Raw genomic sequence first — 26,185 nt, 5'->3', positions numbered from 1 at the left:
TGCCGCCGTGATTGTCCCCAGGGTTGCCGCCGTGATTATCACCAGGGTTGCCGTTGCCGCCTGGATTGCCGCCGTGATTATCACCAGGATTGCCATTGCCACCAGGGTTGCCATTGCCACCAGGGTTGCCGTTACCACCTGGATTCCCGCCAGGGTTGCCGTTACCACCCGGATTCCCGCCTGAATTGGCAGGATTACTACCATTAATTGGCTGATTTATGTTGATGGGGTTAGTGTTTTGGTTATCATTATTAATAGAGTTACGAGTAGTATCTGAGATTACTTCTCCTGTTTGTAAGAAAGAATCTACTGGAGAATTGTCTAACACCCCACCTTGGTCAGCTGAGTTAGAAGAATTAATAGATAACTCCATAAAAGATGGGTTTTCTATGACTCCTTGACCGACTACGGGTGTTTGTGCTGCTAAAGCTGCAATAATTTCAGATTGAACGCTGGCGATCGCCGGATCTGGATTAGATGTATTATTTTGCTTGGTTAAATCTAATCCCTGGACTAAATCACTCGTTTCATAAAAAGTTTTGAGATCAAAATCATATAAGCCCTGAAATTCACCTTTGACGATGACCATCAGTTGTCCAGCTTGTAAAACCTGATTTTGGGAAGCTTCCTGATTCAAAACCTCAATGCCGCTATTTGTCAGCGCCCCAACAATTGTGGTGTCTGTTTGCTTGTCATAACGGACAAATAATGCTGAACCACGAATCGCCGCAGCTGCACTCGGTGTTTGTATACGTGTCTGTCCTTTACCTGGTGGAATCAATAAAAGTACTGTCCCATTTGACAGATGAAAATTCCGAGTCTTGGGTAGGAATTGAAATATTGCTCGTTCTCCAACCCGTGCTAAAGAACCATCGTTAAAACGCAAATCGGCCAAAGATGATCTGCCAGTAGACAACCCATCACCAGGAATTATCGGATCTAATTTGCGTGCTGGTCGCTTTTTGTTATTCCGAGGAAGCAATTGCACAAGATTTTGCAGATTTTGAATTTCTGCACGAGTCAAAGGAGTGACTGCGATCGCCTTTGGTGAAGGCATTGTTATCACTCCCCATACACCGATCATCAACAAAGGAATAAATTTCCAAGACATAGCTTGAACGCTGGATAGTTTAACTAAGACCACACCAAGTGAAGATACATTCTGAAATATTAGGTTTACTTATCATTTTTTTAGTTTTCTAACTAAATTTTCGGTGGATTTATTGAAAATTTTAGCGAAATTCTGGTATAAATCAATGTAATCAAAATTATCAAAAAATATTAAAATCAAATAATTAATTTCTAAAAGTTAACATCTTTGTTTTTTAATGATTGGGCTGAATGGTTATATTTTTTTGTTGATAAAACGTCAATGCTGATGCAACCCACAGGCTGGACAAAATTTTTATTTGCAACTTTATTAGCTTTGATTGGTGCAAATAAATGTTGCATTGGCGTAGATGTAGCGTGGGCTGCTAACTTAGATGAATCTAGTGAGCAAAATGAGGAAAACCTAGAATATTTTGCATATAACCTGGAAAGTTATAAGTTTGACCAAAAGAGCCAGTTTCAGGTCAGTAATTTTGATTTACTGCTGCCTCAGCCATTTAATTTTAATTTAGCAGAGTCAAACATAATCATAGCCCAAACCACTCCTGAAACAAAACCTAATACTGAGCCTAATCCCCAACCGCCAAATTCTCCTAGCAATCCTCAACTCTTAAATAATCCACCACAACTAGAAGTACAGCCAAGAGATTTTCCTCAGCCTTCACCCATGATTATAGAAGAACTGTTGGATAAACCCTCAGTGGATAGAAATGAGAAGTTAGAGAGGCTCAGACAGATATTGCAACAAAGAAAAAAGCCAAACTCTGAAACCAATATTCTACGGGAATTAGAACTAAGAGTCAGACAAAGACCTTTACCCCAAAAAAATCCAACATCTGAAGCTAATGGTGTTCAGGAACTTGAGTTAAGGGTGAGACCACGACCTTTACCACAAAAAAAACCACCATTGCCAGTATCTAAGTTTAAACCAATAGGTTTCTTACAGGCTAATTTGGGCTACTTTCATACAAATAACATTTTTGCTTCTGAGTTTTTTCCCAGAGAAGATGGCTTAATTTTTTATGGTCTTAGTCTTGCTTCTGCATACTTTCCTATAGGTTCTAAAACTTATGTTAAGTAAGTCGGGAGAAAAATTTATAGGTATGTAACAGACAGTTAAGCAGAAGAATGAGAACTAAATTTTACACGTTGTGTATTGTAGTTTCCCTTTTCTCCTCTTGTTTGAACTCCATCAATCACAGCATAAGCAAGGTCTAATTCATCCTCAAAACTTTTCGCGGCTAGTTCATCTTTTTTTAGGTGTTGCCATTCCAGTTCAATCGGGTTCATTTCTGAACAATATTTAGGTAAAAAGAAAATGTACAAACCCATTGCTTCCCACTTTGACCATAATTTTTGTACTTCTTTACACCTATGTATTGGGCCGTTGTCCTGCACTATGACCCGAATGCGTCCGATTTTTTGGGCTTCAACCGCTTCGGTCTCCATCATCTGTATATAAGTTTTGCGTGAAACACCGCCAATCACCAGTCCGTACACAAAGCTAATTAAAGGTTGAAGAAAACCGATAATGCTCAACCTTCGTCCCCTACGGTTACTCTGCTCCAAGCGTTTTTGCTGACCTCGGAAGTAATAGCTGTAACTCGGTTCGCTCCAAGCACAGAACCCTGATTCATCCATATACTTTAAATCGATTTCGCCAACAGCCGCAGACAACTCCAGCATTTCTAAATCTGCTTGTTTAAGTTGCTGTACTACTGGGTCTTGTTTTCCTTTATGGCTTTTTCTCGTTCGCTTCCAAATGATCCCCTTTTTTTCAGTACCCGTCTTAAGTGGTCGGGACTTAAATTAATCGAGCGTTGTTGTTCTAATTTTTGGGCTAGTTGAACGCTGTTATATGTGCGTGGTTCTTGTTCTAAACACTGTTCTAAAAACGTTATGTCAGTTTCAATCCACTGAGGTTTTCTTCCGCGTCCTGGTTTAGACCAAAGCCCTTCCATACCTAACTTTTGCCACTTATGCAATACTTCTCTGACTGTTTGAGCAGTCCAATTAAAGTGAGATGCTATCTTTTCGACATACCACCCATGTGCGCTCAACCTGACTACTTCTGCTCTGTCTTTCACTTTTTGGGGTACATTTGCCATTCTCAATTCAAAAAGAGTTTTATCTTGTTTTGGAGTCAGAAATACCCTTAAACGACTGCCCATACGATTGTTACATCAGACTTGTATACTTATCTTCACATAGTTTGGTTTTTTTAAGCCGTTCTACTTAATGGTTCAATTAATGGTAATTTGATTCGCTATATGGAGCAATCAAGATTTAACTATAACCAAATAAGTTTTAACGTAGGGATTTATCAACAACTTTCACCACGTATGTATGCAGAACTAGATTTTAATAATCAACAGTTTTTCTATGCTAATAGTGTTGGTCGCTTTCAAGCAGGCGATCGCTTTTTAGACGAAAATGCAGTGCGGCTATCGGTGGGAAGACGAGACCCGCTTAATTCTAGATTATTTCTAGATAGCTTCTACGAATTTAGTGCCAATTTTTCTGAACCAAATAACCGCAGTCGGCTAATTAATTCTTTTTGGGTTTCTTTAAATTATTACTTACAAGAACCATTACAAATTGGGATTAACTATCAATTAAATCTTTCTGATTTTACGCAAAGACAACGAGACGACCAGTATCACCGTCTATTTGGCCATGTTATTTACCGAGTCTCTGACTCTAGTAGTTTTAATTTACAGAGTGGCTTTAGCTTTGGGGATTCTACGGATAGAAATATTAATTTTGATAGCTGGTTCTTGAGCGTTTATTATAATTTGAAAATAGGTGAATTTTAAAATTAGTCCAAAGTCTATAGTGCAATTAACTTTTTTGACTATTGATCATTAACCATTGACCCATAACTAATCCAATCACTCCAACTACCTGCATAAAGCTTACCTGTATGAATGCCAGCTAATTCTAAAGAAAGTAAATTGACACAAGCAGTTACACCAGAACCACAATAGACTAAAACTTCTTGGGCTGGTTCAATTTTTTCCCATCTTTGACGTTGCTGTAGTTGGGCAAGTAGAGAACCTGACGAATCTGTAACTTCTTGCCAAGGATAGTTAACTGCACCGGGAATATGGCCAGCAATTTTATCAATTGGTTCTCTTTCACCACGGTAGCGATCGCCTTCTCTTGAATCTACTAAAACTACCTCTGGTAAATCTTTGCGACTTTTAACAACTTCTATATCTACTACCAATTCGGGTTGAATTTGAGGCAGAAAATTACCTGACTGGGGTTTTGGGATAATATCTGTAACTGGGTATCCAGCTTGTTGCCATGCAGTATAGCCACCATCCATAACTACTACTTGTTCATGTCCCAGATAGCGGAGTAACCACCATAAACGAGATGCAAAAGCCAAGCGAGAATCATCATAAGCTACAACCAAAGTTTTTTGGGAATTGACCCCCATTGCTGATAACTTCTTAGCTAGATTGTTAGTATCAGGTAAAGGATGTCTACCGCCATGCTTACCCACAGGACTAGAAAGATCCTGATTTAAATCCAGATAATATGACCCTGGAATGTGGCTTATTTGATATTGTGTTTGCCCCAATTGTGGATCAGCCAAAGAAAAACGACAATCTACAATCACAACCTGGGAATCGTTGAGGTGATCGACAAGCCATGCTGGTGAAACAAAAAGTTGAGTGTTAACCATAGATATAAAAATTCAAAATAATTAAAGAATCAGAATAATATTTGACTAATCAATTTCCTAATAATACTGGACTCTTAGTCAGTGATAACTAGTCAAGCTTTTTTAAAATATTGACCATGAACCTCAGTGAACCAAGTCTAATGCCAGAATTTGATCACTTTCGACCACAAACAACCGCAGATGGTTCTTTTACCTTTTTCTCTCAAGAGTTTAATGAATCATTTCATAGTCATTTTGGTGCAAAACAAGAAAGTTATTTTAAGTTTGTTGAACCGACTCAACTAGCTCAAGCGGCGCTTAAACCAGTTGTGCGGCTATTAGATATTTGTTATGGTCTAGGATACAACACAGCAGCAGCTTTACAGACAATCTGGGCAGTAAACCCTAATTGTGATGTGGAGTTAATTGGTTTAGAACTGAATCCGACTGTACCGCAAGCTGCGATCGCTAATCATTTATTTGATCAATGGAATTACGAATACACACCAATTTTGACTCAACTCGCTTTTGAACAGCAAGTAAAAACCGAACGCCTGCAAGCAAAGTTACTCATTGGTGATGCTAGAGTCTCGATTCAAGAGGTAAATAAATCTGGTTTTAGTGCAGATGCGATTTTTCTAGATCCCTTTTCACCTCCTCAGTGTCCTCACTTATGGACTGTGGAATTTCTTCAACAAGTCTCAGTTTGTTTACGTAAACAAGGCCGACTGGCAACTTATTCTTGTGCCGCTTCTGTACGTACAGCACTGATATTGGCTGGATTAAAGATAGGTTCTACCCCGCCAGTTGGAAGGCGATCGCCTGGTACAGTTGCAGCTTATTCTCCAAGCACAGAGTGTTTCAGGGACTTACCACTTCCTCACCTCTGTCTAGAAGAACAAGAACATTTGTTAACTCGTGCTGCAATTCCTTACCGCGATCCACAATTAAATGATCCGCCTGATGTGATCATAATGCGACGACAACAAGAACAACAAGCTTGTTTATTAGAACCTACTTCCCGCTGGCGAAAACGTTGGTTACTGAAAAACAAAACAGCTGACTCTATTGAAGTTAATTCTGACTTGGTTTGACAATTGTGTTGGCAAAATACAGCGAAAACACCACTAGATTTTCTCTTATAATTGAAGCAAATATTTCCCACCATTTCCTGGAACACATAGACTAGATTTCCAACTAGGAATAATATCGTGTTCGGTGAAAGACTGCTGATGAAAAACACAGAAGGATCAGAGGAGAAAATTTTGCTGTTTCTTTACACATACCCCGAACCATAACTGATTAATCTGACATGATATCAACCTGTAGATATGCGCTATAAAACTTACCCATAGTGGAATTTAGACTGGGTAATTCTGCTATAAATATAGACTTAATGTTTAATCTTTTTTTTCAAAGGCTGATGTGATTGAGAGTCGGGAAAGGTGTAAATACGTCAAAATTGTTAAACATATTGACTAAACCACAGCCTGAAACCCTTGTTATAGCTTGGGTATGTTTAATTCACATCAGACATTAATAGGAAGGAAGTACAGATAGCAGCAATGAAATATGCGGATAGATTTTTTGGTATTGAGATTTCTTTTTCTCTCCATTAGTCAGCGATCGCAATTGATCCAGCACTTTTAGACAATAATCTTAAATGACAGATTTTCGTTATGCACAAAATAGCCATTTTGTACAGTGCATGAGTCCTAATATATAGTGCTTAAGTCCTAATATATTGAGAATTCAAATCATACCCAATGGGCAAAGTAACAATTAAAAATATGTATATAAACGTTTCAATTCCATCTAGTGATTCATAAAAACTTAAGCTATTTAAACGCTAAATGGTAAGTTAATGGATATCCCAATCTACAGTGAGCAATGAAATATGATCTTAAAATTATTCTGGTTTTCGAGGTATAAACTAGGAAAGTTCACATCAAATAAAATATCTACCAAATATGATAATTGTCAAAATAGTTTGGCAATAAGTACAGTTTTTTTTGAAAATTATATAAAAACTCAAAATAAAAATATAATTTTTCAGCCAAATAATCAAGAACAAAACACTCTTGCTATACTGAAAGATTAAAAATATCCGTAAAAAACCTGATTTAACATTTGGGTGAATTTATGATACTAGAATGGATATTTAGGATGTTTGCGGCAAATTTCTCTTAGTAAAATTATATTTTTTTAAAGAAAAATATCCTCGGCATGATAAAAACAAGCAGGCTAAGAATAAGACAGCAAGCTTGTAAAAATGCAAAGTGGAGTATGGTTGCAGAGCTAAACTTGATTTTTGCAGACAGACACTGTTAATTTAAAAAGAATGGGGTGCCTTTGTGATTTACTGGAGTGCTAATTCCACAAACTCTAATCAACAAAGTCTGAGTGGGTCAAATCCCAAAAAGAAAGTGCATAGTGGAAATGCAAATAATGAGCTAGAATGGCGGGACTTAGAGGACTATCCACTAAACTTATCCCAGCAGGAAGTAATGATTGAAGAGGGAAAAGCCGGGTCTTCTTGGGGTAAATCAGAGATTAATTCTGGCTACAATTCATTATTATCTAGAACTCTACAAGTCAAAGGCTCCAAAGTGAATTGCTTCTTTGATACTGAAGCACCAAAAATTTTAGTAGTTGACGACCATGCTGCTAGTCGGATGACAGCTGCTGCATTGTTGGCAATGGAAGGTTATGAAGTGATTGAAGCAGACAGTGGTGCGGCTGCTGTGGTGTTGGTTACACAAAAACACCCAGATTTAATTTTGCTAGATGTGATGATGCCTGGTATGGATGGGTTTGAGGTATGTCACTTACTCAAGCAGGATGAACATACGAGGTTAATTCCAGTAATTTTTATTACAGCATTAAATGATAGGCGATCGCGCATTCGCGGAATAGAAGTTGGAGCCGATGATTTTCTGACCAAACCCTTTGATCGTGTAGAACTAGCAGCGCGTGTGAAGTCCTTAGTCAGGCAAAAGCGATTAAACGAAGACTTAGACCACGCAGAACAAGTGTTATTTTCCATTGCAAGAGCGATTGAAAGTCGAGATCCGAATACGGGAGATCACTGTGAACGGTTAGTCACACTAGGACAAAATTTTGGAGAATACCTGAATCTTTCTCGCTCTCAACTGCGAGACTTGATGTGGGGTGGTTATCTTCACGACATTGGTAAAGTTGGCATTCCAGATGCAGTGCTACTCAAAAATGAGCAACTTACCTTGGAAGATTGGGAGATGATGCAGCAGCATGTTTTAATTGGGGAAAAAATTTGCCAGCCCTTACGTAGTATGCGGGGTGTAATTCCCATTATTCGCCATCACCACGAGCGCTGGAATGGTTCAGGCTATCCTGATGGACTGAAGGGTAATGAAATTCCGTTTTTAGCGCAAGTTTTCCAATTAATTGATATTTATGATGCGCTGACTAGCGAGCGGCCTTATAAAAGAGCTTTCAGCCCAGCAGAAGCTTTATCTGTGATGTGGGAAGAAACTCAAGCAGGGTGGCGAAATCCTGAACTAATGCAGCGATTTACTGATTTTATTCATACTTACAACTTGAAGTAATGTTTTCTCTTTGGGTACAGCCACACGATTTTGGATTTTAGATTTTAGATTTTAGATTGACCCCATGCCTAAAGTCAGGCGAACCTGTCACCTTTTTGAATTTTGAATCTTCATCCAAAATTTAAAATCTAAAATTCGGTCACTCGTTGGGCGGCTCTGCCAATGCTCAAGACACACGGTCTCACCTCCTGTCTTCTGCCTCCTGCTATACTACCTTTTGGGAACTTCACGGGCGAAGATACTTCATACTTTTGATTATGGTAGTTGTAGCAATTCTAGCGGCGGGACGCGGCACAAGGATGAAATCCAGCTTACCCAAAGTTTTACATTCTTTGGGTGGGCGATCGCTAGTAGAAAAAGTTTTAGACAGCGTAGAACCGCTTTCACCCTCAAGACGAATGGTGATTGTCGGGTATCAAGCCCAAGAAGTAAAAGCAGCCATACAATCAAGCTTCAACTTAGAGTTTGTAGAACAGACAGTGCAACTGGGAACAGGTCACGCCATCCAGCAATTACTGCCTTATCTTGAGGGCTACACTGGAGATTTATTAGTGCTGAATGGTGATGTACCACTGTTACGCACCGAAACCCTGAAACAGTTATTGCTTACTCACCAACAAAATCAAAACGCTGCAACCATTCTGACTGCTCAGTTATCTGACCCCAAAGGCTATGGGCGAGTTTTCTGCGATGGTGCAAATATAGTCCAACAAATGGTTGAAGATAAAGATTGTACTCCTGCTCAAAGAGAAAATCGGCAGATTAACGCCGGGATTTATTGCTTTCGTTGGCCGGACTTAGCCAAAGTCTTACCACATTTAGAAGCTAACAATGCCCAAAAAGAATATTACCTTACAGATGCTGTCACCCAAGTTGGAAAAGTGATGGCTGTGGATGTAGCAGATTATCAAGAAATTTTAGGCATTAACGATCGCCTACAATTAGCCACAGCCTACGAAATTTTGCAAAGGCGCATCAAAGAAAAATGGATGCTTGCAGGTGTCACCCTCATCGATCCCCATAGCATTACAATTGACGACACTGTAGAGTTACAACCGGATGTAATTATCGAGCCGCAAACTCACCTACGGGGAAATACCATTATTAAAACTGGTAGCCGCATCGGGCCAGGAAGTTTGATTGAAAATAGCCAATTGGGCGAAAACGTTACAGTGCAATATTCTGTAGTTACAGATAGTATTGTGCAAGCTGGAACTCGGATTGGCCCTTACGCGCATTTACGTGGTCATACTGAAGTAGGAAGGAATTGCCGTATCGGAAATTTTGTGGAGTTAAAAAATACTCAGTTAGGTGATAAAACCAACGTAGCCCATCTATCTTATTTGGGTGATGCCACAGCGGGGACTCAGGTAAACATTGGAGCAGGCACAATTACTGCCAATTATGATGGTGTAAAAAAACACCGGACTAAAATTGGCGATCGCACCAAAACTGGTTCTAATAGTGTGTTAGTAGCACCAGTTAATTTAGGTGATGATGTCTATGTGGCAGCAGGTTCCACAGTCACCGAAGATGTGCCTAACGATAGTTTAGTCATTGCCCGTAGTCGTCAGGTAGTCAAGCAAGGATGGCGGAGGAAAAGTGCTGAGTTCTGAGTTCTGAGTAAGTTTTACATATGTAGTTCAGATATGTTTAGACATTCAGCAAACGGATTGATACTCAGCACTTTACACTCAGCACTCAGCACTAGGATATACAGCCGACCTGCGTACCAACAGCCATTTCTAAAGTGTCGCCAACTTTTTCACCGTCGTGATAGGCGGCGAGTAAGACTTGGCTAGTTTTACCCCAAGCGATCGCCCCACTGGCATCTAGGGCGATCGCACCTAAATCTCTTTGATGTTCGTGGGCTTCAGTAAACGAGCGTTGTATAGCATCTTTGAGAGTCATCCCATCAGTAACCCGCACGACAATCCTTGGTGCTAAACACTCATCGATAATATCTTCACCAATTCCAGTACAGCTAACAGCCGCATAACTAGTGGCGTAATTACCAGCTGGCATTGCCGAATCACTTACCCGACCAATCCTCTCAAAGCCTTTACCGCCAGTGGATGTACCTGCGGCGATGCCACCATGAGCATCTAAAGCTACTACGCCAATCGTGCCACGTCCAGCATTGCTGGTGGTTTCTAATAATTCTGGCTCGGCTACTACCCCAGCCATTGTGCTTTTAAAATTATCTTGACGTTCCTGAATCCACTCTTGTAATCGCAAATCAGTTAAAGCATTGTAGCTGGGTACTTGTAACTCTCGCGCTAATTCAGCTGAACCATAATCTGATAATACGCGGTCAGGGGAATTTTGTAAGAAATATGCTAATTCAATCGGATTTTTTACCCGCGAGACATTAATCACACCACTAAAACGCCCTGAGATGCCATCCATTAAGGCCGCACTCATACGAATTTGACCATCAGATTGCAGTACCGAACCAGTACCAGCATTAAATCTGGGGTCATCTTCCAACAGTTGGCAACCCCGCAGCACTGCTGCGGAAGCGTTTGCCCCTGCTAATAACAAAGCATAAACTTCTTCGATAACTGCATGGAGCGATCGGCGTACTGCCTCTAATCCTCCTTTGCCGTGGAGAGAACTACCTGCTCCTCCATGAATAATTAATTTGGGTTGCACCTTTACCTGCATCTATAATTGTTTGCGCTATTTGCGTCTGAATTCAAGTTGATTTTACACTTCATACTTCATAGTTCATACTTCATATTTCACCCCTTAGTCTGTTTTCGCGTCAGAACGGCGACGGCGGCAACGTTCTGAGCAGTATTTCACCTCATCCCAGCAATCTTGCCACTTCTTTCGCCAAGCGAAGGGACGTTGACATACCGGGCAGATTTTTGTGGGCAGGTCAGATTTAGAACGATAGCGCCCCATATAAATACTGTGAAGATATAATGTTAAGTTTTGAGAGAGACGGAAAATAATTATAACCAGTTTGCTACAAAGGCGGGAGACTTTAGCTCATAAATAGCAATTCGATTGATTTTTAAATTGATGTGTCCACAAATCGCCAAATAATATAGTTATTTTTGATACAAAAAATTAATTAAGTCGTTGTTTGTTATCCGCTGAAAGACTAATCACTGCCGAATGGGAATGTTAATGACAAACTCCGTTCCTTGTCCTGGTTGGGAGTAACACTCCAACTTGCCACCATGTTTTTCAGTAATGATTTGATAACTGATGGACATTCCCATACCTGTTCCCTTACCAACAGGCTTGGTGGTAAAGAAGGGATTGAAAATTTGTGTTTTAATTTGTTCTGACATTCCCATCCCGTTGTCAGTGATCGCAATTTTTACCCAACCAGCATTAATCACAGAAGTCCGAATCGTAATTGTTGGTGGTTCATCTTTCCCCATTCCCATTTCTAAAGCATCAATGGCATTGGTGAGAATATTCATCAATACCTGATTGAGTTGTCCGGCGTAGCATTCTACCAAAGGTAAAGAAGCATAGTCTCTAATGACTTGAATTTCGGGAAATTCGGGTTTTTCTTTGAGACGATGTTGCAAAATCATTAAAGTACTATCTATACCTTCGTGAATATCTACTTCTTTAAATTCAGCTTCATCCATACGTGAGAAGGTACGCAGTGATAACACAATTTGGCGGATGCGTTGAGTCCCTATTTTCATAGAATGCAAGATTTTAGGTAAATCTTGCTGAATGTAATCTAAGTCAATTTCCTCCGACAAATTTTGAAATTCTGGCAGGTTCATAGGTTGACATAAGTTAATTACCTGCAATAAATCTTGGGTATGTTCTTCCAGGTGAGTGAGATTACCATGAATAAAATTGACAGGGTTGTTGATTTCATGAGCAACTCCTGCAACTAGTTGACCTAAACTTGACATTTTTTCAGCTTGAATCATTTGTGCTTGGGTACGTTGCAGTTCTTCTAGAGTTTGGGCTAAATCTTTTGCTTGTTGTCGAAGTTGAGCTTCGATTTGTTGGCGATCGCGGATATCACGAGCGATCATTGATAAAAATTCTATTTCTCCCTGTTCATTTTTATGGGCAATCATCACCTGAGAAACTGGAAATTCTTCTCCACTACGACTGCGTAATCTAGATTCTCCAGACCAGACACCCTTCTCAAGTAAAGTAGGTAGGCTCTGTGTCTGCAATGTTTCTAACATTGAGGGTTCTACAAGCTCGCTGATATGAAACTTATCGGTTTCTGAGGGAGAAATGCCTAAAATCTTCTGACCTGCTTGGTTAAGATAGCGATTATTTCCATTCACATCAGCTATACCAATAATATCTGTGGTTGCTTCGAGAATCGCTAGTAATCTGCGTTGTTCTTGTTCTACTTGTTTACGCTGGCTAATATCGCGCACTACCGAAAGTGCATAGGGTTTGCCATTGTAGTTTAAGAGTTTGCCTGTGACTTCGATATCAAAGTAAGTACCATCTTTGCGAATGTCTACACCTTGAGTGTGAAATTCATCACCCATCTTGATGGAATTGATAAATTCTCCAAATTTATGCAAAGAATCTGGATGGATAAAATCTGGAGGACTTAATTGAAATAATTCTGCTTGAGAGTAGCCGTGCATCTGACAAAAAGCCGGATTGGCAGCAACAATCTTACCACTATTTAAATCAACAACACTGATGCCATCACTAACAGTCTCGAAAATACTACGATATTGAACTTCTTGTTGACGTAAAGCTGCTTCTACCTGTTTGCGATCGCTAATATCTCTCGCTACCCAAACTACCTTGTTCTCATCCATGACAGAAACATTACCCTCAAACCAAATCTCTTGATCGCCAATGGGCAAGCTATATTCGATTTTGGCAGTTTTCTGAGTTTTAAGTACCTTTTGAATACATTCCACAAAATAGTCAGCAAGGTCGGTGGGTAAAACTTCATGGGTGGTTTTACCTATAAGTTCTGTAGGCGGTTTGTATAGTGAAGGCGCACAACTAGGAGCAATTTTTAGATATCTTCCCTCGGAATCAACAACGATAATTACATCTTGGATTGCATTAAACAATGTGAGTAATTCTGCTTCAGAAGTTTTGAGGGCGAGTTCTGTTTGGTAATTACTTTGTAAGAGTTGTTGAGTTGCTTGCAATTCCTGTTCTAATTGAATGATTCGTTTGCTATATTCACTTGTAGATTGTGCTAACTGTTGCTGCAACTCAGCATTTTTTTGACGCAGCAAAGCAATTTCTTGTTCAAGCACTGCATTATTCATAAATTTTCCTCTTATTGATTATCGTAGGGGAATTAAGATGACAAATTCTGTACCTTCTCCCGGAGAGGATTTGCATTGGATGGAACCGCCGTGTTTTTCAACGATAATTTGTCTGGCGATCGCTAATCCTAATCCTGTACCTTTCCCCACCGCTTTAGTTGTAAATAAATGGTTAAATATCTGTTTTTTTACATCTTCCGGCATCCCATTACCATTATCGGCAATTGATATTTTTATATGTTGATTTTCTAATGAGGTCTTAATGATGATCCGATTAATATTAGCTTGAATTTCGGCATAACTGCGTTGGTTATTAGATTCTTCTAAAGCGTCAATAGCATTAGCTAGAATATTCATAAAAACTTGATTTAGTTGTCCAGGAAAACACTCAAGCTGCGGTAGGTTATCATAATCAGTAATCACTTCAATCGCCGGACGTTGTTCATTGGCTTTGAGGCGATGTTTGAGAATTAAAATTGTGCTGTCGATGCCTTCGTGGATTTTGAATGGTACTTTATAATCTTTATCAGCACGGGAAAAAGTACGGAGACTGGTGCTAATATTTTTCAGGCGATCGCACGCTATCATCATTGCATCAATGACTTTGGGTAAATCTTCTAAGCTATAATCTAAATCAATTTCTTCAGCATGATGGAGAATTTCATCACTGGGTAAGGGTAAAGTTTCTTGATAGAGTTTTAAGTGTTCAACAATATCAGCCAGCGTTGGTTTAGCCTGTTTGAGACTAGCAGAAATAAAGCCCAAGGGATTATTCATTTCATGGGCAACCCCAGCAACTAAATTACCCAATGCAGACATTTTCTCACTTTGGACAATTTGTAATTGGGCTTGTTGTAAATCTTGTAATGCTTGTCCGGCTTGTTGGTAAAGTCGGGCATTTTCTAAGGAGATGGCGGCTTGAGAAGACAAAAGATGAATTATATTGAGGCGATCGCGAGTAAATACCCCGGAAGTTAACTTATTTTCTAGGTAGAGTATACCTACCAAATATCCTTGATTAACTATCGGTGTGCAAAGTACACTTGGGGGTTGATGTTGCAGCATATATTCCCCAATTACCCCTGGTATATCTGTTTGGCAATTGTCTATAACCAGTGTTTCTTGGGTGTTTATGACATAATTGATCATTTTTTTGGGGATATCTGGGCAAGTATCAATTAATTGCGGCTCCAGAATAGTGTGTAATTTTCCCTGCTCCATTAAACCAATTGCTTGAACTTGCCAAGTCTGATTTTGAGACAGCAGCAATATAGCTTTTTTTGCCCCAGAGTTTTCGATAATAATCTGGATTAGATTAGCAATGAGTTCGTCTAATTTTAAAGAACTAGAAATTGCTTGAGCCGCTTTGAGAAAAGAGGTAAAATCGAGAATCTCTGAATAATTAGTGCTGTCGCTAGTAGACGTGTGAGTCGGTGAAACAGTCCCACGAAAAGCTATAGTTTCTAAGGGATTAAGATTGATGCGTTGTTGTTGCAGTATTGGTTGGAGTAATTGAGGATAAGTTTTTTCTAGGTGATTAACTTTCGCTTTTGCTCCCCAATGAGCATAACAGTAGTAGGCTTCCTGCATATAACCTGCGGCAATTTTCTCTTTGCCCCAGTTGAGGTAAAACTTAGCTGCAAGTTCGTTAGCTAAAGCTTCTTCTTGGATGTATGCGTTTTTTTTGGCTCCAGAGATGGCGCGATCATAAAAATCTCCTGCTTCATAGAATTTGCCTAAAACCCGATATTTTTCTGCTTCCACCAAATCAATTTTATGCTGGTGATTCATTGGGGCATAGTGCGCCCAATGCTGAAGTTTGCTTTGGTTTTCAGCTACACGCTGTAAAACTTCTGATGTCTCATCTGGGTGTTGATGCAACTTTGCCAAAGCCAGGAGAGAATCATAGAAATAAAAAGCAGGTTCACTGACTAATCCTGCACCAGCCATAAAATAGCGCCTGACTTGAATTGCATAATTTTCGGCTGCTTCTAGTTCTGCAAACAAGAAACAAAGCATCAGCTTATACAAAGAGAAAATGTACAACCCATACCCATCATTGGCGGATTGCAGTAGGGAAACAAATTCATTTTCTTGTAAAGCTTCCCCAGATAAAATGGTGGGTTTCTCTGTCAAACTCAGCAAATTTAACACAGCTTGCCAATATATGCGGCAATAATTGGCTGTGGTTAATTGGTTAAGCTGCATTAACCCGTTGCAGTAAGCGCGAGTCTCTTGTTCTAATGTCATTAGAGACTGACCGCAACAAAAAGCATAAAAGCAAAAATTGTGGGCGTTGTGTCCAGCAAACTCTAGATCGCCGACTTCTAGCCCAATGCTATACCCTTCTTGCAAGAGTGGGAGGGTTTCTTTGATGTGAGATTTGCGTTGGCGAATGTATAGTCCCAGGAGGAGACATACTTGCGGTTTAGCCGCTTTAGCATCTAGTTTTGCGACAACTTGGAGTGCTAATTGACCAAACTCTGTTGCTGTATCCACATCTTGCAAAAAATTGCACAGCAGCACACTATAGGAGCAATAGATATAGCCTGTAGCTGGCGTGTTGCCATACTGAATGGATGTTCTGACTGATAAAGAAATCAGTAAGGGAAACAAGGGAGAGCCAGAAAGATAAGCTACAGACATGATGCTGCCAGCAATTTGCAAAATTGCTATTTTTGTGGTATCCGTCATCAGGCTGAGATGAACTAAATCTGCAATGTTTCTGTCGCCTATCAGTTCCCCGATCGCCTGAATTTCTTGTTGAATATCTGCTGGTGTGGGTGTTGCAGGAAAGGTAACGCCAAGCTGTTGCAAAATTGTTTGGGCGATTGCAATGGCTTCGCTAAATTTATTCTGGGAAACTAGAGATTGAATTTTAATCCGGTAAACATTCACCTGTTCAGGTAAGGATTGTGCTTGCTCGATGACAAGATTAATCAGTTGTTCCATCACCGCAAAATCACCGCACAGCATTGCCAATTCTGCGGCTAATTCATGCAAGGCGATGGTGATTTCATACTGTTGTTGCCAAGCTTTTTCTCCCAATAGTAACAATCCCACTGTGGCATATTCCCGCGCTGCTGAATAAGCGGTGGCGGCTTTCGCTTTACGACAAGCTGTGAGGTTCAGTTGTGCAAGTTCCTCTCGTTCTGTTGCTTTAGTAATCAAACTGGTGCCGTGATTTAATTGATTAACCAGTTCAAAAATGCGTTCTTCTCTGGCGGTGGGAGAAATTTTTTGTAAGAGTAGTTGTCCGATGCGGTAGTGAGTCTTTTGTTTTAGTGCTGCGGGAATTAATGAATAAGCCGCTTGTTGGATGCGATCGTGTAAAAATCTGTATTGGACTAATGGTTGATGATTGACATCTTCTCGAACTGCTTCATCATGAATATCTCTTTGATAAAACTTATAAATGTTATTAATTGGTAAAATTAACCCTGACTGCAAGGCTCTCCATAAATCAGCCGCAACCTCAATTTCTGATGTTTCTGCAACAATTGCTAAAGTTGCCAAATCAAATTGATTACCAATATAAGCTGCTAACTGTAATACATTTTGAGTTGCTAAAGGCAGCCTTTGTAATTGAAATGCCATAAAATTCACAACATCATTTGTCACTGCTTGCTGACTTACTTGTGTAATGTCGCATTCCCAGCAGCCTAAATTAAAATTAAATTTAATTAATTTATCTTGATGCAATGCTTTGAGAAATTGAATGGCAAAAAATGGATTACCTTGAGTTTTTTGAGATACAAGTTGTGAAAGATTCCCAGCTAACTTTTCTGGGCATCTAAGTGTTTCCGCAACTAATAGATTAACTTGTTCTTGACTTAGTGGTGATAAATTAATAGTATTAATTGTTGCTTGTGTTTTGGCAATTTCACTCAAAATTAACATTAATGGATGTATAAGAGTGACTTCGTGATCACGATAAGCCCCAATTAACAAAAGATGCAATGTATCAGTCATTAATAGTTGCATTAACTTTAATGAGGCTGAGTCTGCCCATTGCAAATCATCTAGAAATATTACTAAAGGATGTGCTGCACTGGTAAAGACCTTAGTAAATTTTTGAAATATTAAATAAAATCTATTTTCGCCTGTTGTTCCTGATAATTCTGGTATGGTTGGTTGCTTACCAATAATCCGTTCTAATTCGGGAATTACATCAATAATTACCTGTCCATTTTCGCCAACAGCATCTAATATCTTGTTTTTCCATTGCTGGATTTGCGCCTCACTTTCGCTTAACAATTGACCAATTAAATCTCGGAATGCTTGCACAAATGCACTAAAAGGAAGATTTCGATGAAACTGATCAAATTTGCCTTTAATAAAATAACCATGTTGTCTAACAATCGGTTTATGTACTTCGTTGACAACTGCTGTTTTCCCAATCCCCGAAAAGCCAGCAACTAATATGATTTCAGATGCGCCAATGCTAACACGCTCAAATGCTTGTAGTAGTTTTTCTACTTCGGCTTCTCGTCCATACAGTTTATCAGGAATGATGAAGCGATCGCACACATCTCTCTGGGCAATGGGGAAACTCTCAATTTTGCCATTTTCTTGGAGTTGAACCAAACATTTTCCTAAATCATATTTCAATCCCAATGCACTCTGATAGCGGTCTTCGGCATTTTTCGCCATCAATTTCATCACGATATCAGAAATTACCTGGGGAATTTCTTCTCTGTTCCCCAATACCGCAGGTGTTTTCGCAATATGACAATGTACCAACTCCATCGCATCATTTGATTTAAAGGGTAATTCCCCTGTGAGTAACTCATAAAAAGTCACCCCTAAAGAATAAAAGTCAGTCCGATAGTCAATCCCCCGATTCATTCTCCCGGTTTGTTCTGGAGAAATATAAGCCAATGTCCCTTCTAAAACATTGGGATTAACTAGGGTTTGGGTTTCTCGTGGTAGTAAAGATGCAATACTAAAGTCAATTAATTTAACTTGTTTGGTTTCGGGGTTAATTAAAATATTGCTGGGTTTAATATCTTTATGAATAATGCTTAGGTGTAGACCGTCGCAGGCATTGCGGTAAAGTATTTCTAAAGCGTTGCATAAAGCGATCGCTATTTCTAAAAATTCCTGTAGAGATTGTAAGGTTTCCCCCATTCCCGACTTCCAATTCTCTATTCCCCATTCCTTAAGAGAAATCCCTCCAAAGTCTTCCATCACTAACACATAGCTATTTTGGTAAGGTTCCAAGCTATAAGTTTGGAGAATTAAAGGAGAGTTGAGATTTTTGGCAATGGTATATTGGTTGCGAAATTGTACCAGTTCACTAAAACTGGGGTAAGGATTTTTCAGCAGTTTAATCACTACAGGTAATGAGTCAGTTTGTCGATACCCTCGGTAAACCTGGGTTCTAGAACCGTTGTAGAGTTCTTGAGTGATGTGATATCCAGGAATACTGAGTATTGTGCTAACCATACGGCTAAATCCTGATGATTGACAGTTTTAGTTTTCCCAGTTTATTAAATTTTTTATAAATATGAGCAAAAATTTATAATGGTATTTTAATCACAAATTCTGTTCCCACACCCAAAGTCGAGTTACAACTCAATTTTTCGGCGTGGATTTATTCAACAATTTGTCGGGCGATCGCTATTCCTAAGCCTGTACCATTTCCTACATATTTCGTGGTAAATAAATGGTCAAAAATTTTGTGTTTAGTTTCTTCGCTCATTCCTTTATCATGGTCGGCAATTGAGATTTTTAGCTGGCAGTTTTCTATAAAATTTTTAATAGTAACTTTATTTAGATTTAACTTAATTTTTGCAAATTTAAACCTGCTATTAAAATCATTTATAGCATCAATCGCATTCGTTAAAATATTCATAAATACCTGATTTAATTGTCCAGCAAAATAATCTATTGGTGGTATTTCACCGTATTCTGTAAGAATAAAAATCTGTGCGGTAGTCAATACCCCGGTTCATCGTTCCTGTTTATTATGGGGAAATGTGAGCGATGATTCCTTCTAAAACATGAGGATTAACTAAAGTTTGGGTTTCCCGTAGTAGTAATGATGCAATACTAAAGTCGATTAATTTGACTTATTGGGTTTCAAGCTTAATTAAGCAGTTTCTCAATATCCTCGATAAACTATGGTTCTAGCGCCATTGTATAGTTATTTGGTAAGTTTGTAGTTAGACAGATCGGCGTAAATAAACAGACCATCTGGAATTGCTAAAAGGCTTGTGTTATCACTATTATTTCTTTTTCCTTTTGACTCCTTCAGAGTCTAACGCCACTAGCGTCTCCTAATCGGAGACGCTACGCGTAGCTTGCTTCCCCCTGGGGGTACAAGTCGGGAAAACCGCCGACACTTGCAACAATGGAAGGAACCTCCCCAACGCAGTAGCTCACTTTTTACTTTTGCCTTGTTGTAATAATAAGTTACTAAATATACTGACTAATTATTGCCATACACACATTATTCAAAACAATTCAGATCAACTTTTTTGCTTTTGAAGTCCTCTAGAGAAATTTGGGAATACTAAAGTTAGAAATTCTCCAGCCTGAACGCAGTTATGATTAGTATTCCAGTCAGTATTCCCGGATATATAGTCGGCGAACAAATTTATGATGGTTCCAGAACTATAGTTTACCGAGCAGTACGAGAAACTGACAATTTACCTGTAGTCATTAAACTGCTAAAAAACTCTTATCCTAGTTTTAGTGAACTTTTATCTTTTTGCAATCAGTACAGCATTGCCAAAAATCTCAACTCACCTCTTATTATTCAAACCTATAGCCTCGAAGCATATAAAAATGCCTATGTGTTAATAATGGAAGATTTTGGCGGAATTTCTCTTCCAGAATGGAAAGCTAAGAGTAGGGAAGAATTTCTAGAGGAGTTTTTAGAAATTGCAATTTCACTGTGTAGAACCTTAGATATTTTATATCACGAGCGCATCATTCATAAAGATATTAAACCCAGCAATATTTTAATTAACCCTGTAACCAAACAAGTTAAATTAATTGATTTTAGCATCGCCTCTTTATTACCGAGAGAAACACCAGCAATTGTTAATCCTAACGTCTTAGAAGGGACACTTGCTTACATTTCTCCAGAACAAACTGGAAGAATGAATCGCCCAATTGATTACCGGACTGATTTTTATTCTTTGGGTGTGACTTTCTATGAATTACTCACTGGAGAATTACCTTTTCAATCAAATGATGCGATGGAATTGGTACATTGTCATATTGCAAAAATGCCTACAGTATTAGGGAACAGGAAACACGGAATAGGGAATAGGGAAGAAATTCCGCCAGTAATTTCTGATATTGTGATGAATTTGATGGCGAAAAATGCTGAAGACAGATATCAAAGTGCTTTGGGAATAAAATATGATTTAGAAAAATGTCTATCTCAACTTCAAGAAACAGGTACGATTGAACATTTTGAAATTGGACAACGGGATATATGCGATCGCTTTATTATTCCTGATAAACTGTATGGACGAGAAGCGGAAGTATTAACTCTACTGCAAGCATTTGAGAGAGTCAGCCAAGGTGCAACAGAAATGATGCTTGTTACTGGGTTATCTGGAATTGGGAAAACAGCAATTGTTAATGAAGTTCATAAACCAATTGTTAGAAAACGTGGTTATTTTATCAAAGGTAAATACGACCAATTTCAACGGAATATTCCCTTGGTTGCTTTTGTCCAAGCATTCCGTGATTTGATAGGTCAAATCTTAACTGAAAGTGATACACAAATTCAACAATGGAAAAATAAAATTTTAGCGGCTGTGGGTGAAAATGGCGGGGTAATTATGGAAGTTATTCCCGAATTAGAAATCATCATTGGTCAACAGCCACTTGCTATAGAATTATCAGGCACAGCAGCACAAAATAGATTTAATTTATTATTTCAAAAGTTTACACAAGTATTTACCTGTACTGAACATCCCTTAGTGATATTTTTAGATGATTTGCAATGGGCAGATTCAGCATCATTAAACTTAGTCCAGCTTTTAATGGCTGATACAGGTTATCTATTCTTAATTGGGGCGTATCGTAATAATGAAGTCAAACCAGCAGATCCGTTAATGTTGACTTTGAATGAAATTCAAAAAACACAAGCCACAATTAATACTATTACTTTAGCACCGCTAAATCAATTACAACTAAATCAGTTAGTAGCCAACACTCTGAAATGTGCAGAAAATTTGGTATGGAATCTTTCTGTATTAATCTATCAAAAAACTCAGGGTAATCCATTTTTTGCTAACCAATTTCTGAAATCATTACATCAAGAAAATCTTATTCAATTTGATTTTGCCTTGGGTTGTTGGCAATGTGATATTACTCAAGTCAATCAACTGGCACTTACAGATGATGTTGTAGATTTTATGGCATGGCAATTACAAAAAATGCCACAATCTACACAAAATATCTTACAGTTAGCGGCTTGTATTGGCAACTCTTTTGATTTAGCAACTTTGGCAATTGTTTCTCAGCAGTCAGAGATAGAAACTGCTGCTGATTTGTGGAAAGCGTTGCAAGAAGGATTAATTTTACCAATTAGTGAAGTTTATAAATTTTATCAGGGAATTGAAGGCGATCGCTTGACCCTAGAACCAGGTAATACTACTAAACAATTAGCAAAATATAAATTTTTACATGACAGAGTACAACAAGCCGCCTATTCGCTGATTCCCCAAGAGCGAAAACAAGCAACTCATTTGCAAATCGGACAATTACTCCAACAAAATCTATCTGAAACCGAAAAAGAGGAAAAAATATTTGATATTGTCGGACATTTGAATAAAGGCATTCAGTTAATTACTGAACCAAAAGCACAGGAAAAATTAGCACAACTTAACTTAAAAGCTGGCACTAAGGCGAGAAATTCCACAGCATATTCCGCAGCCAGAATATATATCCAAACTGGACTAGAACTATTATCGGAACATTGTTGGATTCAGCAGTATGAATTGGCGTTGCATCTCCATATTGCCGCGGCTGAAGCAAGTTATTTGAATAGTGACTTTGCCAGTATGGAACAGATAGCAACCATAGTATTGCTATCGGCGCACACAATTTTAGATAAAGTGAAAATTTATGAAATTCAAATTGCCGCCCAAGTTTTACAATGTAATGTGTTGGAGGCGATCGCAGTTGGCAGAACAGCATTAGCTCAATTGGGGGTTGAACTGCCACAAACACCTGATCCAGCCTTGACTGGCCAAATCCTCCAAAACCTAAATACTCAACTTGCAGGCAGAAACATTGCCGACTTGATCAATCTGCCATTAATGACAGATCCCACCACAGAAGCCGCAATCGAAGTGTTGGGAATGCTGTTTTCACCTATCATCCAAGGAATGCCAGGTTTATTACCCTGGTTAAGTTCAATGATGGTGAGTTTATCTCTGCAATCAGGTAATACGGTGGCATCTACAACAGGATATGGCATTCACGGGATGGTGTTGTGTGCATTCTTAGAAGATGCAGTCACAGGCTATGCCTTTGGTCAGTTAGCTATCAACTTACTAGAAAAATTTCATATTCAAAAACATAAATCCGTTGTTCTTTCTTTGTTTGGCTGCTTTATTCAACATTACCAAGCGCGATTAGATGCCACAATTCCATTGCTGTTAACCGCCTACCAAACTGGCATCGAAACCGGAGATTTTTTACATGCTGGTTTTGCTTTGGGTGGTCACAGTGATGGCAGATTTTTCACTGGTGAAGAACTGCATAGTTTTGTTAAAGCTATGGCTGATTATAGTCTGGCATTGGCTCAGGTAAAACAATATTCGGCTCAAGTATATTTGAATTTGGGTAAACAGGCGGCAGAAAACTTAATAGAACCAGTCAGCCAACCAGATTACTTGATTGGTAATACCTACAATGAAACATTGATGCTGACTAAGCACCAGCAGGATAATGACTTGATTGCGATCGCTCAAGCTTATATCTACAAACTGCTACTTGCTTGCTATTTTGCTAATTATACAAATGCACGCAACTATATTGACCAAGCCAAGCCCTGTTTAATGGCAGTATCAGGATCGATTTTTGTGCCGATTTTCCATTTTTATGCGGCGCTAACTTATCTAGGACTTGTGCCGAACCAGCCAGAACCAGAACAAGCCGAACTGCTGGCGGTTGCAGCCAGCCACCAAACAGTTCTGCACCAATGGGCGTGTTATGCGCCGATGAACCACTTGCATAAATGGTATTTAGTCGAGGCTGAACGTCATCGAGTTTTGGGTGAAAAATTTGCCGCCAGTGAGTGTTATGACCAAGCGATAAATCTGGCTAAAGACCATCAATTTATCAACGAAGAAGCCCTCGCCCAAGAATTAGCAGCCAAGTTTTATCTGCAATGGGATAAACAGCGCATAGCCGAGGAATACATGATTCAAGGCTACTATGCTTATGCCCATTGGGGTGCAAAAGCCAAAATTGCCGACTTAGAAAAACACTATCCTCAATTACTTGCACCGATATTACAATCAACTCGTGCGGCGATTACAACTAACGAAACTATCCTGGCTTCAGGAATTTTCACATCTACCAGTTCCCCCACTTCTAGCAACAATATCTCCGATACCCTCGATTTAAAAGCGATTCTCACAGCTTATCAAACTCTAACTGGTGAAATGGAACTAGGAAAACTGCTGTCAACATTGCTGGCGATTGTTGTGAAAAATTCTGGGGCTGATAAATGTGTCTTAATGTTGTTGCGAGATGAGGGCCTGTTCATCAAAGGCTTGATGACAGAAGGAAAACCGCCAGTTGTATTGCAGAAGATTCCAGTTGAAGACAGTCAAGAAATTCCCCACAAGTTAATTTATAAAGTCAAGCATAGCCACCAAACTGTTGTGCTACGAGATGCAGCAGCAGATTATACCTTAGCCAACGACCCATATATTGTCCGACAACAGCCCAAGAGTATCTTGTGTAGTCCAATTTTGCATCAAGGTAAATTGCTGGGTATTTTATACCTAGAGAATAATTTAGCAACAGGAGCCTTCACTAGCGATCGCATCGAACTGTTGAATTTACTCTGCACGCAAGCGGCGATTTCTCTAGCAAATGCCCGACTTTATGAGCGAGAACAAGAAAAATCCCATTCCTTACAAATTTCCCTGGCACAATTACAACAAACTGAAGCATCTCTGGCTCAAGAACGAGAATTTTTAAATGTCATCATTGACAATATTACAGATGGCATTGTTGTTTGTGATGCTAATGGCAAATTGACCTTATTTAACAAAGCCACTTATGAATTTCATGGCTTACCAATAGCATTATTACCTCCTGAACAATGGGCAGAACATTTTGACCTTTATCAGCCTGATGGTCAAACACCTTTATTAACCACAGAAATTCCTTTATTTCGTGCCTTGCAAGGGGAAAAAATTGAAAACGTCGAGATGGTAATTGCTCCCAAAAAGGGTACAAAGAGAATTTTGTTAGCCAGTGGTCAAGCAATCTTTGATGCTTGGGGTAACAAAGTTGGTGCGGTAGTGGTGATGCGAGATATTAATGAGCGCAAACAAGTTGAACTAGCGTTAAAGCAAAAATCCCTAGACTTGCAACAAGCTCTCCAAGATTTACAAACAGCACAATTGCAAATCATTCAAAGTGAAAAAATGTCTGCGTTGGGTAATTTAGTTGCGGGTGTAGCTCATGAAATGAATAATCCTTTGGGTTTTATTTCGGCAACTCTCAAACAAACTAAACCAAATTTGGAGGATATCATTGAACACTTAAAACTTTATCAATCAAATCTAGAAAATCCCAGTGATGAAATTCAAGACCATGCCGAAGAAATTGACTTAATTTATCTTTTAGAAGACTTACCAAAAACGATAGATGCAATGATGATAGCTGGCGATCGCCTGAAAAATATTAGCACAAGCCTGCGTACTTTTTCCCGTGCTGATAAAGATTACAAAGTCCATTGTAATCTTCATCATGGTATTGATAGTACAATCTTAATTCTCAAACATCGCCTGAAAGCAAATGAACAACGTCCAGCCATAGAAGTCATCACCGAATACGGAGATTTACCTCAAATAGAATGTTTTCCTGGACAGTTAAATCAGGTATTTATGAATATTATTGCTAATGCAATTGATGCTTTAGAAGAAGCAAGTATAGGTAGAATCTTTACAGAAATAAAAGCTCATCCCAACCAAATTAAAATTACAACATTGCTCTTAGATAAATCCGTCAAAATATCAATTTCTGATAATGGTAAAGGGATGCAAGAATCAGTTAAAGAAAAAATATTTGACCATTTATTTACCACTAAAGAAGTAGGTAAAGGTACAGGATTAGGATTAGCAATTGCTCGACAAATTGTTGAAGAAACACACAGTGGTAAGTTAAGTAGCCACTCTGTTTTAGGACAAGGTACAGAATTTGTGATTGAAATTCCAGCGTGAGCTTGACAGAACAAGGCAAAAGTAAAAATGCTCATACCATTTCACTAAATAAATGATACGAATAATTTCTCCTCCGCTCCTCTGCCCACGCCAGTCGCTACAATTCGGGCAACCCGCCGACCCTTGCTACAACGG

12 protein-coding genes and 2 pseudogenes are annotated in these 26,185 nt (G+C 39.0%); 6 read left to right on the top strand and 8 right to left on the bottom strand.

The annotated features are described in order from the left end of the window. Positions 1-1,111, bottom strand: a 1,111-nt coding sequence (locus NCWK1_RS21435) for a FecR domain-containing protein (protein ID WP_103126108.1), incomplete at its 3' end; no start/stop codon positions are given. Positions 1,112-1,372: 261 nt separating this feature from the next. Here NCWK1_RS21435 and NCWK1_RS21430 point away from each other — a divergent pair. Next, positions 1,373-2,191 (top strand): hypothetical protein, encoded by an 819-nt coding sequence (locus NCWK1_RS21430; RefSeq protein ID WP_187308207.1) that lies wholly within the window; start codon positions 1,373-1,375, stop codon positions 2,189-2,191. 35 nt (positions 2,192-2,226) lie between these two features. Here NCWK1_RS21430 and NCWK1_RS21425 read toward each other — a convergent pair. After that, positions 2,227-3,281, bottom strand: a protein-coding gene (locus tag NCWK1_RS21425) for an IS630 family transposase (RefSeq protein WP_103124310.1) whose coding sequence is annotated in 2 segments (ribosomal slippage) — positions 2,227-2,886 and positions 2,889-3,281 — 1,053 coding nt in all. Because the reading frame shifts where the segments join, the coding sequence is not laid out codon by codon here. Between the two features lie 63 nt (positions 3,282-3,344). On the opposite strand from NCWK1_RS21425, the pseudogene NCWK1_RS21420 reads away from it, so the two are divergent. Beyond that, positions 3,345-3,926, top strand: a pseudogene (locus tag NCWK1_RS21420) (hypothetical protein); the annotation flags it as partial. Between the two features lie 38 nt (positions 3,927-3,964). On the opposite strand, the gene NCWK1_RS21415 reads toward NCWK1_RS21420, so the two are convergent. After that, positions 3,965-4,804 (bottom strand): sulfurtransferase, encoded by an 840-nt coding sequence (locus NCWK1_RS21415; RefSeq protein WP_103126097.1) that lies wholly within the window; start codon positions 4,802-4,804, stop codon positions 3,965-3,967. Positions 4,805-4,944: 140 nt separating this feature from the next. Between NCWK1_RS21415 and NCWK1_RS21410 the strand changes: the two genes are divergently transcribed. The 3 genes from NCWK1_RS21410 to glmU all read left to right on the top strand — a co-directional run bounded on the left by NCWK1_RS21410 (position 4,945) and on the right by glmU (position 9,986). After that, positions 4,945-5,877, top strand: coding sequence for a tRNA (5-methylaminomethyl-2-thiouridine)(34)-methyltransferase MnmD (locus tag NCWK1_RS21410; RefSeq protein ID WP_103126107.1), 933 nt, complete (start codon positions 4,945-4,947; stop codon positions 5,875-5,877). 1,260 nt (positions 5,878-7,137) lie between these two features. Beyond that, a complete protein-coding gene (locus NCWK1_RS21400) occupies positions 7,138-8,370 on the top strand; it encodes a response regulator (RefSeq protein ID WP_103126095.1) in 1,233 nt (410 codons plus the stop codon). A 257-nt stretch (positions 8,371-8,627) separates the two neighbouring features. Then, positions 8,628-9,986, top strand: coding sequence for a bifunctional UDP-N-acetylglucosamine diphosphorylase/glucosamine-1-phosphate N-acetyltransferase GlmU (glmU, locus tag NCWK1_RS21395; RefSeq protein WP_103126094.1), 1,359 nt, complete (start codon positions 8,628-8,630; stop codon positions 9,984-9,986). 91 nt (positions 9,987-10,077) lie between these two features. On the opposite strand, the gene NCWK1_RS21390 is transcribed toward glmU, so the two are convergent. The 5 genes and pseudogenes from NCWK1_RS21390 to NCWK1_RS21370 form a co-directional block, all read right to left on the bottom strand. Continuing rightward, a complete protein-coding gene (locus tag NCWK1_RS21390; RefSeq protein ID WP_103126093.1) occupies positions 10,078-11,037 on the bottom strand; it encodes an isoaspartyl peptidase/L-asparaginase in 960 nt (319 codons plus the stop codon). Positions 11,038-11,121: 84 nt separating this feature from the next. Further along, positions 11,122-11,280 carry a DUF2256 domain-containing protein gene (locus NCWK1_RS21385; protein WP_096578747.1) on the bottom strand — a complete coding sequence of 53 codons (159 nt, stop codon included), beginning with the start codon at positions 11,278-11,280 and terminating at the stop codon, positions 11,122-11,124. 206 nt (positions 11,281-11,486) lie between these two features. Continuing rightward, a complete protein-coding gene (locus NCWK1_RS21380) occupies positions 11,487-13,616 on the bottom strand; it encodes a PAS domain-containing sensor histidine kinase (RefSeq protein ID WP_103126092.1) in 2,130 nt (709 codons plus the stop codon). A gap of 18 nt (positions 13,617-13,634) precedes the next feature. After that, positions 13,635-19,064 carry a trifunctional serine/threonine-protein kinase/ATP-binding protein/sensor histidine kinase gene (locus NCWK1_RS21375; protein WP_103126091.1) on the bottom strand — a complete coding sequence of 1,810 codons (5,430 nt, stop codon included), beginning with the start codon at positions 19,062-19,064 and terminating at the stop codon, positions 13,635-13,637. Between the two features lie 73 nt (positions 19,065-19,137). After that, positions 19,138-19,545: pseudogene (locus NCWK1_RS21370) on the bottom strand (sensor histidine kinase); the annotation flags it as partial. A 622-nt stretch (positions 19,546-20,167) separates the two neighbouring features. Between NCWK1_RS21370 and NCWK1_RS21365 the strand changes: the two are divergent. Beyond that, the gene (locus NCWK1_RS21365) at positions 20,168-26,050 is read left to right on the top strand and encodes an ATP-binding sensor histidine kinase (RefSeq protein WP_187308205.1); all 5,883 of its coding nucleotides are present in this window, start codon (positions 20,168-20,170) and stop codon (positions 26,048-26,050) included. Positions 26,051-26,185: the final 135 nt, after the last annotated feature.

Origin of the sequence: Nostoc cycadae WK-1, assembly GCF_002897135.1 — a bacterium.
Classification (GTDB): Bacteria; Cyanobacteriota; Cyanobacteriia; order Cyanobacteriales; family Nostocaceae; genus Nostoc_B.
Note: the sequence above shows the minus strand (reverse complement) of the source record. Positions and strands in the feature narration are given on the sequence as shown.